The 15,082-nt window shown below is 62.6% G+C and carries 10 protein-coding genes; 2 read left to right on the top strand and 8 right to left on the bottom strand.

Annotated elements, in window-relative coordinates:
- Position 1 precedes the first annotated feature (1 nt).
- The 8 genes from NRB16_RS14760 to glnE all read right to left on the bottom strand — a co-directional run bounded on the left by NRB16_RS14760 (position 2) and on the right by glnE (position 10,044).
- Positions 2-1,444: a lipopolysaccharide kinase InaA family protein gene (locus NRB16_RS14760; protein ID WP_045494155.1), complete on the bottom strand. Its 1,443-nt coding sequence runs from the start codon at positions 1,442-1,444 to the stop codon at positions 2-4.
- Between the two features lie 13 nt (positions 1,445-1,457).
- Positions 1,458-2,216, bottom strand: coding sequence for a lipopolysaccharide kinase InaA family protein (locus tag NRB16_RS14765; protein ID WP_257106404.1), 759 nt, complete (start codon positions 2,214-2,216; stop codon positions 1,458-1,460).
- On the bottom strand, positions 2,213-2,947 hold the full coding sequence (locus NRB16_RS14770) for a lipopolysaccharide kinase InaA family protein (protein WP_045486717.1): 735 nt from the start codon (positions 2,945-2,947) through the stop codon (positions 2,213-2,215). The genes NRB16_RS14765 and NRB16_RS14770 overlap by 4 nt, the downstream gene beginning before the upstream one ends.
- Positions 2,947-3,753, bottom strand: a complete 807-nt coding sequence (rfaP, locus tag NRB16_RS14775; protein WP_257106405.1) for a lipopolysaccharide core heptose(I) kinase RfaP — start codon at positions 3,751-3,753, stop codon at positions 2,947-2,949. Before rfaP ends, NRB16_RS14770 begins: the two co-directional genes overlap by 1 nt.
- The gene (locus NRB16_RS14780) at positions 3,750-4,874 is read right to left on the bottom strand and encodes a glycosyltransferase family 4 protein (protein ID WP_257106406.1); all 1,125 of its coding nucleotides are present in this window, start codon (positions 4,872-4,874) and stop codon (positions 3,750-3,752) included. Before NRB16_RS14780 ends, rfaP begins: the two co-directional genes overlap by 4 nt.
- The gene (gene waaC / locus NRB16_RS14785) at positions 4,874-5,944 is read right to left on the bottom strand and encodes a lipopolysaccharide heptosyltransferase I (protein WP_045486709.1); all 1,071 of its coding nucleotides are present in this window, start codon (positions 5,942-5,944) and stop codon (positions 4,874-4,876) included. The genes NRB16_RS14780 and waaC overlap by 1 nt, the downstream gene beginning before the upstream one ends.
- Positions 5,945-5,946: 2 nt before the next feature.
- Entirely contained in the window at positions 5,947-6,993 is a 1,047-nt protein-coding gene (waaF, locus tag NRB16_RS14790; protein ID WP_253114420.1) for a lipopolysaccharide heptosyltransferase II, read from the bottom strand.
- Between the two features lie 102 nt (positions 6,994-7,095).
- Positions 7,096-10,044, bottom strand: coding sequence for a bifunctional [glutamate--ammonia ligase]-adenylyl-L-tyrosine phosphorylase/[glutamate--ammonia-ligase] adenylyltransferase (gene glnE / locus NRB16_RS14795; protein WP_257106407.1), 2,949 nt, complete (start codon positions 10,042-10,044; stop codon positions 7,096-7,098).
- Positions 10,045-10,425: 381 nt separating this feature from the next.
- Between glnE and aceE the strand changes: the two genes are divergently transcribed.
- Both aceE and aceF read left to right on the top strand, forming a co-directional pair.
- On the top strand, positions 10,426-13,071 hold the full coding sequence (aceE, locus tag NRB16_RS14800; protein ID WP_253140301.1) for a pyruvate dehydrogenase (acetyl-transferring), homodimeric type: 2,646 nt from the start codon (positions 10,426-10,428) through the stop codon (positions 13,069-13,071).
- A 154-nt stretch (positions 13,072-13,225) separates the two neighbouring features.
- A complete protein-coding gene (aceF, locus tag NRB16_RS14805; RefSeq protein WP_257106408.1) occupies positions 13,226-14,869 on the top strand; it encodes a dihydrolipoyllysine-residue acetyltransferase in 1,644 nt (547 codons plus the stop codon).
- Positions 14,870-15,082: the final 213 nt, after the last annotated feature.

Consider the following 15,082-nt stretch of genomic DNA (forward strand, 5'->3'; position numbering starts at 1 on the left):
ATCACTGCGGGGTTGTCGGCAGGCGCTGCGCCAGCATCTGGTGCAGCGCACTGCCTGCTGGCCAGTTGCGCAACAACCGCGCCCGGTCGCGGGCGTAGGCTGCGGCAAAGCTGCTGAGTGAGCGGTGTTGGCAGACCGCGTCCAGGTCGATCAAGGCCCACTGCCCCTGGTGCCAGAACAGGTTATGGCCCTTGAGATCGCCGTGGCTGATGCGCTCGCGCAGCAGTTGCGCGATCAGGCTGTCCAGGGCCTGTAACTCATTTTCAGGCACGGCGGCGGTGGCCACATAGGGCGCCCATTTTTCGATGAGGTCCGGCCCCTCAAGAAACTCGGTAATCAGATAAGCCTTGCTGCGCAGGCCCAGCACGCGCTGCTCGCGCACCGCCAGCGGTCTGGGCGTGGCAATGCCGAGAAATGCCAGGCGGTGGCCTTCGCGCCAGGAGTGCCAGGCGCGGCTCGGGCGCCAGAAGCGCTTGAGCCAGTGGCTGAAGTTCTTGATGTTGTAGCGTTTGATCACCAGCGCACGGCCCGCCACGTCAACCCGCGCCACGCTGGCGGCGCCACCGGTCTTGTACATATGCCCGGCTTGCAGCAGTTCATCGGCGCGATCGAGCAGCGGCTGTATGGCTTGAACCTCTTCGCGGCGAATCGCCTGGAAGCCCGAGGCCGAGTCTTCAACGCTGAACAGGCTGCAGTCACGACAGGTCTTGGCCAGAAAGTCCTTGAGCCGCCATTGGCGAACCTGGTCGATCTGCTTCTGCAAGGCTTCCAGTGGCAGGGCATGCTCACCATTGGCAAGCAGGTAGTACACCAGTAACTCTTCCGTAAAGGGTTCGAAACGCTTGGGCAACTGGGCAAAGAACACCCCGAGATTTTCCAGCACCTTTTGCCGCGACAAAGGCTGGCCGGCCTGTTCGGCCTTGATGCCGGCACCGTCGATCCAGTACAGCTGGCCGTTGTGACGCAGCAGGTTGTCCAGATGCAGATCGTCCTGCCAAAGGCCCTTGAGGTGCAGCCCGGCAATCGCGCCCAGTGCCTCGGCCAGTACCACTTGCTGCTCGTCGGCCAATGCCGGCAGGTGCTCGACCTGCTGCCAGGCATCGCCCAGGCTCGGCGCTTGCTCCAGAAACTCGAACAGCAGCCAGCCACCCTCGCCTTCCTGCAGCCCGTCCGCCAGCAACAGCGGGGTGGTCACGCCTTGCGCGGCCAAGGCGCGCACGCCGTCCAGTTCACGCTGAAAATGCCGGGCGGCCTTGCTGCCGACCAGCAGTTTGGCCAGCACCGGCCGCCCCCGCCATACCCCGGCACCGACATAACGCTGGCCCGGCAAGACTCGCAACAGGCTCAGCAGTTGCAACTCAGCGGGCCCGGCAGCGTCCGCCAGGGTCAGGTTCAGGGGCAACTGCGGGGCACGTCCCGCGTGAGTGAGTTCGGCAAGGCGCATCAACAGTTCTCTCTCAATGGTCGCGACGTTGCTTGTGCTGGCCGCGTCGGCACAGCCGTTGCAGCCAGGCATCAACCGGCGGGCTGTCGGTGGCGGCCTGCAAATAGGCCGCGAGCAATTGACGCCGGTCGGCTTCTGACCACATCGGTGCACGACGAAATAGCGGTTCGAGGTCTTTGGTCAGGTCACGCTGGCCAAAGATCGATGGCCGGGTCTTTTCCAGGTCGATCAACTGTGCAGCGTACCCTTCACCCTGGGCCTGCACAAAAATGTGCTTGGGGTAAAAGCAGCCGTGGATCTGGCGGGCGCCGTGCAGGGTGCGGGCCAGTTGTCCACAGGCGTGCAGAATCGCGCGCCGTGCGTTGTCCGGGATTTCGCCCCAGCGCTGCAACAAGGCATCCAGGTCGCTCCAGCCATCCAGCGCCCGGGTCATCAGAATCGCCCGGCGCTCGCCGTTGACCTTCTGCTCACCATAGAACACCGCCTGCAAAGCCGGGATCCCCAGCTTCTGATAGCGGCTGATGTTGCGAAACTCCCGCGAAAACGACGGCTCGCCAAACGGGTGATGCAGGGTGTGGGTCAGGTAATTGCTCTGGCGCTTGAGGTAGAAGCCCTGGCCTTCGAGGTCCAGGCGATAGACGCTGCTCCAGCCGCCCCGGCCGGTATTGGGTTCGTCGACCGCCTCCAGGTCCAGATTCCACAACGACTGGAAATCGACCAGGCCGTGGCGGGCCAGCAGTGCCTGTTCGGCACTGGCAATGAACAGACTCATTCGCGGCCCTCGAAAAAACTGACGATATGCCGGATGCGCTTCTTGTCGGAGGCATTCAGGTGCGAGCGCTGCCGGTATTGCAGGTAGAAGCGCAACCGCTGGGTGGCCGAGAGCTGGTACTTGCCGACCTTGTCCAGGCACGCCAGATCCTTGATGATCCGGTAGCGCAGCAGAAACCCCCACCAGAACGCACCATTGGGACAGTCGATCAGGAACAGCCGATCCTGATCATCGACCAACAGATTGCGCCATTTCAGATCGTTATGGGTGAAGTGCTGGTCATGCAGGATGCGCGTGTAACGCGCCAACTGCTGACTGATCCGCTCGACCCAGGCCGGATCGCTCAGCCGTGGGTCCTTGCGTTGGGCCATCACCCACAGGTCTTCGGTGTTGGGCAATTCGCGGGTAATCAGTGCGCCGCGATCATAGGCCATGCCATTACGCTCCAGCCCCCAGGCCACCACATCGGCGGTGGGAATGCCCCACTTGGCGAAACGCTTGAGGTTTTGCCACTCGGACTTGACCCTTGGCCGGCCCAGATAGCGGCGCAGGCCTTTGCCGGCGCCGGAGTAGCGCTTGACGTAATACTGCACGCCAGCACGCTCGACGCGGATCACCTCTGAGAGTGGGTCACGGGTCAGTTGCTCGCCTTGCAAGGCAAACACCGCTTCCAGCGAGCCGAAATCCTCCTGCAGCGCCGCGTACTCGGGCGCCAGTGTCCAGCCCGCCATCAGAGTGCATCTCCGTAACGCTGCTTGCGTTCATAGAGCTTGTCGGCTTTTTTCTCAAGCTTGCCCAACAGCACCGCCTCATGGCTGAGGATCTGGCGCAGTGGCTGGCGGAAATAGCCTTTGAGAAAGCGCAGTTTGTCGCGCTTGCTCAGGCCGATGTCCAGCGCCGAGAAATACAGCGCGGCCAGGTCCTTGTTGCGCCAGCGCGGGGTAATTGCCCGGCGGGTCTGGGCCCGGTGCAGGTCGATTACCGACAGTTTGAAGTCATCGGCGCTCACCGGCTTGTCGGTATGCAGCAGGAAGTGGCAAATATAGCAATCACGGTGGTTGACCCCCGCCCGGTGCATGGTGCCGACCAGTCGCGCCACTTCGGCAATCAGGGCCCGTTTGAGGCGCGGCTCGGGCGGCGTAGTACGCCAATCGAGGCTGAAATCTTCCAGGCTGACGGTCGGCGCCAGCTCTTCGGTGATGATGAACGAGTGCTGGGCCGCCGGGTTGCTGCCGCGCTCGCCATAGGCCACTGCGGTCATGGTCGGTACGCCGGCCTCGTGCAGGCGTGCGACCGCCTTGAACTCCTGGCCGGCGCCGAGCACCGGCAGCTTGGCACTGAACAGGTTCTTGGCCACTTCGCCCCAGCCGATACCGCGGTGGATCTTGACGAAATAACACCGTCCTGCGACCTCGGTGCGCAGCGTAGTGCGCCCTTCAAGCTCGCGATACACCTGACCTTGCAACCGCTCGACCTCGGCAAAGGCATCACGCCCGGCCCACAGGCTCTTGAACGGCTCTGCGAGGAACAACTTCATTGATCATGCTCCGCCAGAATCACATCCGCCGCGTGCTGCGGCATGCTGTACAGGTCTGCCGTGTCGGCAAAGGCCAGGCCATTGCGTCCCCACTGCGCCCGTGCAGCGTCGTCTTCGAGCATGTTTACCAGATAGCGGTTGAACTGCGCCTGTTCGAATGGCTCATCGACTACCAGACCGCAGTCGGCTTCAGCGATGTAGTGGGCGTAACCGCACACCGCGCTGACCAGCACCGGCAAGCCGGCGACCAGCGCTTCGAGCAGCACCGTCCCGGTGTTTTCGTTATACGCCGGGTGGATCAGCAGGTCGGCACCGAGCAAAAAGCGCGGGATGTCGCTGCGGCCTTTCAGGAAGCTCACCTGCTCGGTCAGCCCCAGCGCCTTGCTCTGCAACTGGAAGACCTTGGGGTCGTCCTGACCGATGACGAACAGCCGGGTGCGCTTGCGCAACTCGGCGGGCAACGCGGCCAGCGCCTTGAGACTGCGGTCCACGCCCTTGGTCTTGAACCCCGACCCGATCTGCACCAGCAGCCGGTCGTGGTCGCCCAGACCGAACTCCTTACGGAAATCCGCACGGATCTGCGGCGCATCCGCCGGCGCCCGGCGGTCCTGGGAAATACCCGGCGGCAGCAGATGAAAGCGCGCCAGCGGGGTGTTGTAATGCTTGATGAACAGCGGTTGCTGGACCTCGGAAATCATCAGCACCTGAGTCTTGGCCTGGGGGGCGAACACCGCCCGCTCGTACTCGGCAAAGTGCCGGTAGCGGCCCCACTTGCGGTACAGCGAGTGACGCAACGTCTGAGCCTTGTCTTCGAAGCAGCCATCGGCGGCGTAATACACGTCCAGCCCCGGCATCTTGTTGAAGCCGATCAGCCGGTCCACCGGACGTTTGGCCAGGTCAGCTTCCATCCAGGCACTGAGCTTTTCGTTACGCCGATGATTGAACAGCGCCTTGACCGGCGCCACCAGCACTTCAAAACCGGGCGGAATCTCACCTTCCCAGATCAGGGTGTAGACCCGAATCCGGTGACCGCGCTGCTGACACTCCAGAGCAATACGCATGAAGTCGCGCTGCAGGCCACCAAACGGAAAATATTTGTAGAGTACGAAAGCCAGTTGCATCAGCCAGGTTCCTTTGCCAGCAATAGCGCGCCCAACTGGCTCGCTACCCGCTCGGGATTCAGACGAGTGAAGCACAGCGGCCACTCGCGTTTGAGGTCGAACCGCAACTGCTCGTCGGGGCTCGGTGTATAGGTACATTTCTTTTGCAGGCACGGCGCACAGGCCGGCCAGTCGCTGGCCAGATGCACCTGCGACTTGCCGTAGGCGCCGGTCAGGCCCGGATTGGTCGGCCCGAACAGCGATACGGTCGGCACATCCAGCGCGGCAGCCAGGTGGCCGATGCCAGTATCGACCGCCACGCACGCCTCGGCGCCGGCCAGCACCCGGGCCACACCGGCCAGGTTCAATTTGGGCAATACGGCGGCATTGTCCAGCCCCTCGGCAATCCGCTCGGCACGGGCCTTTTCGGCCGGGTTGCCCCACGGCAGCCGTACCTGCAGGCCACGGGCGGCCATCTGTTCGGCCAGTTGTCGCCAATACAGCTCAGGCCAGTGCTTGGTCGCCCAGGTGGTGCCATGCAGGAACAGCACATAGGGCGCATCCAGGCTGTCGCTCAGTGATTCCAGGCGCTTGAGGCCATAATCGCCCAGCCCTGACGGCAGCGGGTAACCCAGCGCCTGGGCAAACAACTGACGCAGGCGCTCCACCGCATGCTGCCCGCGCGCCACCGGGTAACGCCGGTCGCGGTCGTAGAAACGGCTGGCCAGCGGCTCGCGGGCCGACTCACGGTCCAGGCCGGCCACTGGCGCATTGACGTAGCGAGTCAACCAGGCGCTTTTGAACAGCCCTTGGGCGTCGATCACCACGTCGTAGCGGGTGTCGCGCAAGCGCCGTTTGAACGCCGCCCACTCACCGCTCTTCCAGGTCTGCCAGAGGTTCTTGCGCCAGCGCCGGATCGCCACCGGAATCACCGTGTCCACCGCCGGGTGCCAGCTCGGGATCTCGGCAAAGCCTTCTTCGACCACCCAGTCGAAACGCACGCCCGGCAGCGCCCTGGCCGCATCGGTCAAGGCCGGCAGCGCATGAATCACGTCGCCCAGCGACGAGGTCTTGATCAGCAACACCCGCAAGGTCAGAGCACCTCTACCGGGGTGGCATCCAGCCCGCTACCCAGGCGGCCCAGCGCCTGGATCACCTGCCCCGGATCGAGCAGGCGCAGGCAATTGTAGTGGCCGAAGCGGCAGGTACGGTCGAAGCAAGGCGAGCACTCCAGGCCCAGCCGCACGACCTCCACTTCATCAGCCAGGGGCGGGGTGAAACCCGGCGAGGTCGAGCCGTAGACCGCCACCAGCGGGCGGTTCAGGGCGGCGGCCACATGCATCAGCCCCGAGTCGTTGGACACCACTGAACGGGCGCACGACAGCAGGTCGATGGCTTCGGCCAGAGAGGTTTCGCCACACAGGTTGGTGACTTCTTCGCGCAGCCCGGGAATCAATTCCTGGCGAATGCTCTCGCCCACCGGGTGGTCTTTTTTCGACCCGAACAGCCAGACCTGCCAGCCTTGTCGAATCAGCGCATCAGCCACTTTGGCGTAGTGCTCGGACGGCCAGCGCTTGGCCTCACCGAACTCGGCGCCCGGACACAGGGCCAGCACCGGTTGCTCAAGGTTCAGGCCAAAGCGTGCCAGCGCGGCCTGGCGGGTGGCAGGGTCAATGCTCAGTTGCGGGCGCGGATAAGGCTGCGGCAACGCCGCGCCGTTGTCATAAGCCAGGGCCATGAAGCGTTCGATCATCAGCGGGTAGCGCTGTTTGTCGAGTTTGCGCACGTCATTGAGCAAGCCGTAACGGAACTCGCCGCGCCAGCCGGTGCGCGTGGGGATGCCGGCAAAGAACGGCACCAGTGCCGACTTCAGCGAGTTGGGCAGCAAGATCGCCTGATCGTACTGGCCGGCCAGGGATTTGCCGATGCGCCGCCGGGTCGCCAGCTCCAGGGCGCCGTGGCCCAAAGGAAAGCTCAGCGCCGCACGGACTTCGGGCATGCGTTCCAGGATCGGCCGGCTCCATTCGGGTGCCAGCACGTCGATTGCGCACTCAGGATGCCGCTGCTTCAGACACTGGAACAGCGTTTGCGCCATTACCATGTCACCGACCCAGCTAGGTCCAACGATCAGAATGTTCATGCTCAATCCAAAAACGACCAGGGAGGCAGGTCAGGTTGCGTGACCCTTTCACACAACCTGACGCCTCCCCGTCCTTAGCCTTATGGCTGGCCATGCCAGCCGTCAATTCAATCCCAGCGCCGCCCAGATACGCCGCACTTCGCGCCGCTGCTCCTGGAACTGGTCACCTGCGACAACGCCGGCCTGCTTTTGCAAGGCCTGGCGGTGCGCCGCCGAACGATAGGCCTTGTAGGCTTCGCGCAGCAGGCTGGCATCGGCACCCGGCAGCAAACCGGCCTCTTCCAGACCTTCAAGAATGCGGATGTTATCGGTGTAACGCAGCAGTTGCGGGTAGTCCCGCGACCACGCCAGGGCCGCGTATTGCACCATAAATTCGATATCGACGATACCACCGGCGTCCTGCTTGAGGTCGAACGGCACAGCGGCGTCAAAGGCATTGGCGGCGGTGCCCGCTGCGCTGGCCTTGCTGCCCAGGTTATCGCGCATCTTGGCGCGCATTTCGCTGACTTCGACGCGCAACTGGGCCAGGTCACGCTCGCGCCCCAGAACCCCGGCGCGCACCTGCTCGAAAGACGCCTGGACGTCCGGGCTGCCAATCAGCACCCGGGCGCGTACCAGTGCCTGATGCTCCCAGGTCCAGGCTTCGTTTTCCTGATAACGGGCAAATGCACCGACCGAACTGACCAGCAGCCCGGACGCGCCGGATGGCCGCAGGCGCATGTCCACTTCATATAACTGGCCGGAGTTGGTCTGGGTGGTCAGCAGATGAATGATCCGCTGGCCCAGCCGGGTGAAGAACTGCGCACCATCAATCGGCTTGGCGCCGTCAGTCTCACTCTGCGGGTCGCCATCGTGGATAAACACCAGGTCCAGGTCCGAACCGTGCCCCAGCTCGATCCCGCCGACCTTGCCATAGCCAACGATAACGAAAGCCGGATCGCACAGACTGCCGTCCGGGCGCTTCGGCGTGCCGTGGCGCGCCACGGTATGGCGCCAGGCCAGGGCCAAAACCTGCTGCAGGATCGCCTCGGCCAGCCAGGTCAGGTAATCGCTGACCTTCATCAACGGCAGGCTGCCGCTGATCTCCGACGCTGCCACGCGCAGCCCGTGGGCCAGCTTGAAGTGGCGCAGCGCCTCCATTTGTTGCTCCAGATCATCCTCCGGGATGCGGATCAGGCGCTCATGCAGTTCGGCATTGAGTTCCGGTGCCTGCGGCGGGCTGAACAGCCGACCTTCATTAAGAAGCTCATCGAGCAGCAGCGGGAAGCGGGTGATCTGTTCGGCAATCCACGGGCTGGCCGCACACAACGTCAGCAACCGGCGCAGGGCATCGGGGTTTTCGGTGAGCAGCACCAGATAGGCCGAACGCCGGGCCACGGCTTCGACCAGCGGCAACACCCGCTCCAGCACCAGGTCTGGATTGTCGTGCTCCACCGCCTGAGCCAGCAGGCGCGGGATAAAGGCATCCAGCCGCTCCCGACCGATACGCTGGATAGCGCGCAACTGCGGACCGGAGCGCAGGTTGCTCAGGGATTTGAGCGCCTTGCCTGCATCGGCAAAGCCACCTTCCTGCAACTGCCGGCACGAGGCCTCTTCGTCCTGAATCTGCTCCCACAACGGCAACCACTCGCCGCCCACCACCAGCTCACCCTGCTCTTGATCGTCGTCGCCATCAGGGTCGGCGATCACCTGGCGGAAGTGCCAGGACACCCGGCCGCGCCAGTGCATCAGGCGCTCATGAAAACCGGCCCAGTCGGCAAAGCCGAGCATGAAGGCAATCCGCGCCTGATCCAGTTCGTTGTCTGGCAGCATCTGGGTCTGGCGGTCGGCAATGGCCTGGATCGCGTGTTCGGTGTAGCGCAGAAATTCATAGCCTTCGCGAAGTTCCTCGACTACCGGCGTCGGCAGATAGCCCTGGCCTTCAAGGGTCTTGAGGACTTTGAGCAACGACCTTTGTTGTAGGCTCAGGTCACGGCCACCGTGAATCAACTGAAAGGCCTGGGCAATGAACTCCACTTCGCGGATGCCGCCGGCGCCCAGCTTGATGTTCTCAGCCATGCCTTTGCGGCGCACCTCCTGCTGGATCAGTTGCTTCATGGTGCGCAGCGCTTCAATGGCCGAAAAGTCCAGGTAGCGCCGATAGACGAACGGTCGCAGCATGTCCTGCAACTGCGCACCGGCCGCCTGATCGCCGCCCACCACGCGAGCCTTGATCATCGCGTAACGCTCCCAATCACGGCCCTGGTCCTGATAGTACTGCTCCATGGCATTGAAGCTGAGCACCAGCGCCCCGGACGAACCGTAAGGCCGCAGGCGCATGTCGACGCGAAATACAAAGCCATCGACGGTCACCGGGTCCAGCGCCTTGATCAACCGCTGGCCCAGACGAATGAAGAACTCCTGGTTATCCAGCGGGCGTTTGACGCCAACGGTTTCGCCGCCTTCAGGGTAGGCAAAAATCAGGTCGATATCCGATGAGAGGTTCAGCTCAAGCGCGCCGAGCTTGCCCATGCCGAGGATCACCATCTGCTGCGCCTGGCCGCTGCGCCGCCCGGTGGGCACACCGAACTGCTGGCAATGGCGCTGGTACAACCATTGATAGGCCAGATCGATGCTGGCATCGGCCATCTCGGACAGGTCGCGGCAGGTTTGCACCAGATCAGCCTGACGGGTCAGATCGCGCCAGATGATGCGCACCTGATGGCGGTTGCGCTGGCGGCGCAGAATCCGGCCCAGGTCGTCTTCGCTGGCGGCGGCCTGCACCGCCTCTGCCAGTTGCTCGCGCAACTGCCCAGGAGCAAAGGCTCGTTCCAGGTCGCCACTGGCAGCCAGGTCCACAAGCATCTGCGGATCACGGCCCACTTGTTCGGTGACAAAATCACTGGCGGCGCAGACCCGCTCGAAGGCGGCCTGGCGCTGCTGTGGCCAGCCCGCAAAAGCGGCCTGTGTCGCCTCTGGCAAACAATCCAGCGCTGCCAGGAAAGTCTGGCGGGCTTGTGTAGCGGATGACAGCAGCGGGGCCGAAATTTCAGTCAGCGAAGGCAAGCTCATGGTCTATCCTTGATCGGCGTGTTACGGGCGATGTGCCATAGATGTAAGATCGCTCTGACAGCCACCGCTGTCGAACAAAGGTAATAAATTGCTGAGAAAATCGTTTTTGCGATATAAATCATCAATTTTCTGACCATCATATGCGCTCGCGATCAACGGTAACGTTTGATCCCACAACATGACACGAGCGTTTTGGTCGGTTATCTGTAGTTTTACTACTGGATGAATCACTCAATAAGCTGAAATGGTTGGCGACTTGTAGTAAAACTACACGCCGCCGGCACAACCGCCGGCCATCCAAGAATTTATGTCGGCTGCCCACAAGGCCAGTCGCAAACTCAGGCGTCCGATTCTGGAAGCCTTTCCGCTCTGGAGCAAGCCATGCAAGACCTTGATCCCGTCGAAACCCAGGAGTGGCTGGACGCCCTGGAATCGGTTATCGACAAAGAAGGCGAAGACCGTGCCCATTACCTGATGACCCGTATGGGCGAACTGGCCACACGAAGTGGTTCGCAGTTGCCGTACGCCATCACCACGCCGTACCGCAACACCATTCCGGTAACTCACGAAGCCCGCATGCCTGGCGACCTGTTCATGGAACGCCGCATCCGCTCTCTGGTTCGCTGGAACGCGCTGGCGATGGTCGTCAAGACCAACCTGAACGACCCGGATCTGGGCGGCCACATCTCCAGCTTCGCCTCCAGTGCGACGCTGTACGACATCGGCTTCAACTATTTCTTCCAGGCCCCGACCGACGAGCACGGCGGCGACCTGATCTACTTCCAGGGTCACGCATCGCCAGGCGTCTACGCCCGTGCGTTCATGGAAGGCCGGATCACCGAAGAGAACATGAACAACTTCCGTCAGGAAGTCGACGGCAAGGGCCTGTCCTCTTACCCACACCCATGGCTGATGCCTGATTTCTGGCAGTTCCCGACCGTTTCGATGGGTCTGGGTCCGATCCAGGCGATCTACCAGGCCCGCTTCATGAAGTACCTGGAAAGCCGCGGCTTCATTCCGGAAGGCAAGCAGAAAGTCTGGTGCTTCCTGGGCGACGGCGAGACCGACGAGCCGGAATCGCTGGGCGCCATCGCCCTGGCCGGCCGCGAGAAGCTGGACAACCTGATCTTCGTCATCAACTGCAACCTGCAGCGCCTCGACGGCCCGGTTCGCGGCAACGCCAAGATCATCCAGGAACTCGAAGGCGTGTTCCGTGGTGCCCAGTGGAACGTCAACAAGGTCATCTGGGGCCGCTTCTGGGATCCACTGCTGGCCAAGGACACCAACGGTGCCCTGCAGCGCCGCATGGACGAAGTCATCGACGGCGAGTACCAGAACTACAAAGCCAAAGACGGCGCGTTCGTGCGCGAGCACTTCTTCAACACGCCTGAACTCAAGGCCATGGTCGAAGACCTGTCCGACGACGAGATCTGGAAGCTCAACCGTGGCGGCCACGACCCGTACAAGGTCTATGCAGCCTACCATCAGGCGGTCAACCACAAGGACCAGCCGACGGTCATCCTGGCCAAGACCATCAAGGGTTACGGCACCGGTGCTGGCGAAGCCAAGAACACCGCGCACAACACCAAGAAGGTCGACGTCGACAGCCTGCGTCACTTCCGCGACCGTTTCGACGTGCCGATCAAGGACGCCGACCTGGAAAGCCTGCCGTTCTACCGTCCGGAAGAAGGCAGCGCCGAAGCCCGTTACCTGGCTGAGCGCCGTGCTGCACTGGGTGGTTTCGTGCCACAACGCCGCGCCAAGAGCTTCAGCGTCCCGACCCCGCCACTCGATACCCTCAAGGCTATCCTGGACGGTTCCGGCGACCGCGAAATCTCCACCACCATGGCTTTCGTGCGGATTCTCGCGCAACTGGTCAAGGACAAGGAAATCGGCCAGCGCATCGTGCCGATCATCCCGGACGAAGCCCGTACCTTCGGTATGGAAGGCATGTTCCGCCAACTGGGCATCTACTCGTCGGTCGGCCAGCTCTACGAGCCAGTCGATAAAGACCAGGTGATGTTCTACCGCGAGGACAAGAAAGGCCAGATCCTCGAAGAAGGCATCAACGAAGCCGGCGCCATGTCGTCGTTCATCGCTGCCGGTACTGCGTATAGCAACCACAACCAGCCGATGCTGCCGTTCTACATCTTCTACTCGATGTTCGGCTTCCAGCGTATCGGTGACCTGGCATGGGCCGCTGGCGACAGCCGCACCCGTGGCTTCCTGATCGGCGGTACCGCCGGCCGTACCACCCTCAACGGTGAAGGCCTGCAGCACGAAGACGGTCACAGCCACATCCTGGCTGCCACCGTGCCGAACTGCCGCACCTATGATCCGACCTACGGCTATGAGCTGGCGGTGATCATCCAGGACGGCATGAAGAAGATGACCGAAGAGCAACAGGACATCTTCTACTACATCACCGTGATGAACGAAGCCTACACCCAGCCAGCCATTCCGGCCGGCGCCGAGGAAGGCATCATCAAGGGCATGTACCTGCTGGAGGAAGACACCAAGGCGGCTGCGCACCACGTCCAGTTGCTGGGTTCGGGCACCATCCTGCGTGAAGTCCGTGAAGCGGCGAAGATCCTGCGCGAAGAGTTCAACGTCGGTGCCGACGTCTGGAGCGTGACCAGCTTCAACGAACTGCGTCGTGACGGCCTGGCGGTCGAGCGTCACAACCGCCTGCACCCTGGCCAGAAGCCTCAGCAGACTTACGTCGAGCAATGCCTGACCGGCCGTAAAGGCCCGGTTGTCGCATCGACCGACTACATGAAACTGTTCGCCGAACAGATCCGTCAGTGGGTTCCGTCCAAAGAGTTCAAAGTGCTGGGCACCGACGGCTTCGGCCGCAGCGACAGCCGCAAGAAGCTGCGTCACTTCTTCGAAGTGGACCGCAACTTCGTGGTGCTGGCCGCACTGGAAGCCCTGGCAGACCGTGGCGACATCGAGCCTAAAGTGGTGGCAGAAGCCATCGCCAAGTTCGGTATCGACCCAGAGAAACGCAACCCGCTGGACTGCTAAGAGTCTGTCCCGGATTCGTCCATAGCGCAGGCTCAAGCCTGGAAACAGCCGACGATGCGGAATTTGCCCCCGGCAAATGAGCATCCGAGGCTGTTTCGTTGCAAACAGCCGCGCAATATACAGTCTGGAACAGGTTCTCCTGAGGAGAAGCATAGTGAGTGAGCTAATTCGCGTACCCGACATCGGCAACGGTGAAGGTGAAGTCATTGAGTTGTTCGTCAAGGTCGGCGACCGCATCGAAGCGGACCAGAGCGTCCTGACCCTGGAGTCGGACAAGGCGAGCATGGAAATCCCTGCCCCCAAGGGCGGCGTCATCAAAGCCCTGAAGGTCAAGCTGGGCGACCGCCTGAAAGAAGGCGACGAGCTGTTCGAGCTGGAAAGCGAAGGTGGCGAAGCCGCCGCAGCGCCAGCCGCAGAACCTGCTGCCGCGCCAGCCGCTGCGGCCCCTGCTCCGGCTGCCGAAGCGCCGGCGGCTGCACCGGCACCTGCCGCTGCGGCCAGCGTGCAGGACATCCACGTACCGGACATCGGTTCGTCGGGCAAGGCCAAGATCATCGAACTGCTGGTCAAGCCAGGCGACAGCATCGAAGCCGACCAGTCGCTGATCACCCTCGAATCCGACAAGGCGAGCATGGAAATTCCATCGCCTGCCGCTGGCGTGGTCGAGAGTGTTGAAGTCAAGCTGGAACAGGAAGTCGGTACTGGCGATCTGATCCTGCGCCTGAAAATCGCAGGTAGCGCTACGGCTGCTGCCCCTGCTGCCCCTGCTGCTGCCGCTCCGGCGCCTGCTGCATCGGCTCCGGCCGCCGCACCTGCCGCAGCAAAAGCTGAAGCCGCACCGGCTCCGGCTGCCGCTCCGGCCGCTGCCCCAGCCAAAGATGGCGCCAAGGTCCATGCCGGCCCTGCCGTTCGTCAACTGGCCCGTGAGTTCGGCGTCGAGCTGAGCGCAGTGACCGCGACCGGCCCGCACGGTCGTGTACTGAAAGAAGACGTGCAGGTCTACGTCAAGGCCCAGCTGCAAAAGGCCAAGGAAGCACCCGCAGGCGGCGCCACTGGCGGTGCCGGTATCCAGCCGATTCCGGAAGTCGACTTCAGCCGCTTCGGTGAAATCGAAGAAGTGCCGATGACCCGCCTGATGCAACTGGGCGCGTCCGGTCTGCACCGCAGCTGGCTGAACATCCCGCACGTGACTCAGTTCGACCAGGCCGACATCACCGACCTGGAAGCTTTCCGCGTGGCGCAGAAAGCCGTGGCGGAAAAGGCTGGCGTCAAGCTGACTGTGCTGCCACTGCTGCTCAAGTCCATCGCGCACCTGCTCAAGGAACTGCCGGACTTCAACGCATCGCTGGCACCAAGCGGCAAAGCGGTGATCCGCAAGAAGTACGTGCACATCGGCTTTGCCGTGGACACCCCGGATGGCCTGCTGGTCCCGGTGATCCGCGACGTCGACCAGAAGAACCTGCTGCAACTGGCGGCCGAAGCGGCTGCGCTGGCCGAAAAAGCCCGCAACAAGAAGCTGACCGCCAACGATATGCAGGGCGCCTGCTTCACCATCTCCAGCCTCGGTCACATTGGCGGCACCGGCTTCACGCCGATCGTCAATGCACCGGAAGTGGCGATCCTGGGTGTCTCCAAGGCATCCATGCAGCCGGTCTGGGACGGCAAGGCATTCCAGCCGCGCCTGATGCTGCCACTGTCGCTGTCGTATGACCACCGTGTCATCAACGGCGCCGCCGCTGCACGCTTTACCAAGCGTCTGAGCGAACTGCTGGCCGACATCCGCACCATCCTGCTGTAAGGCATCAGCGGCCCCGTTTGCGCGGGGCAGACTGCCGAACATCTGGCTGCCGTACCAAAAGCCCCGCGCAAGCGGGGCTTTTTTGTCCTGTGTCACAACTTCAGACAGCAGTTCTGCGATACATGGCCGATACCCTGTCGTTACATGAAACCCTGTACGCGGCGACCGGTCCGAATGGATTGAACAGTGGACACATTACTCTGATACTTTTAT

Source organism: Pseudomonas sp. LJDD11 (genome assembly GCF_024584215.1).
Lineage (GTDB): Bacteria > Pseudomonadota > Gammaproteobacteria > Pseudomonadales > Pseudomonadaceae > Aquipseudomonas.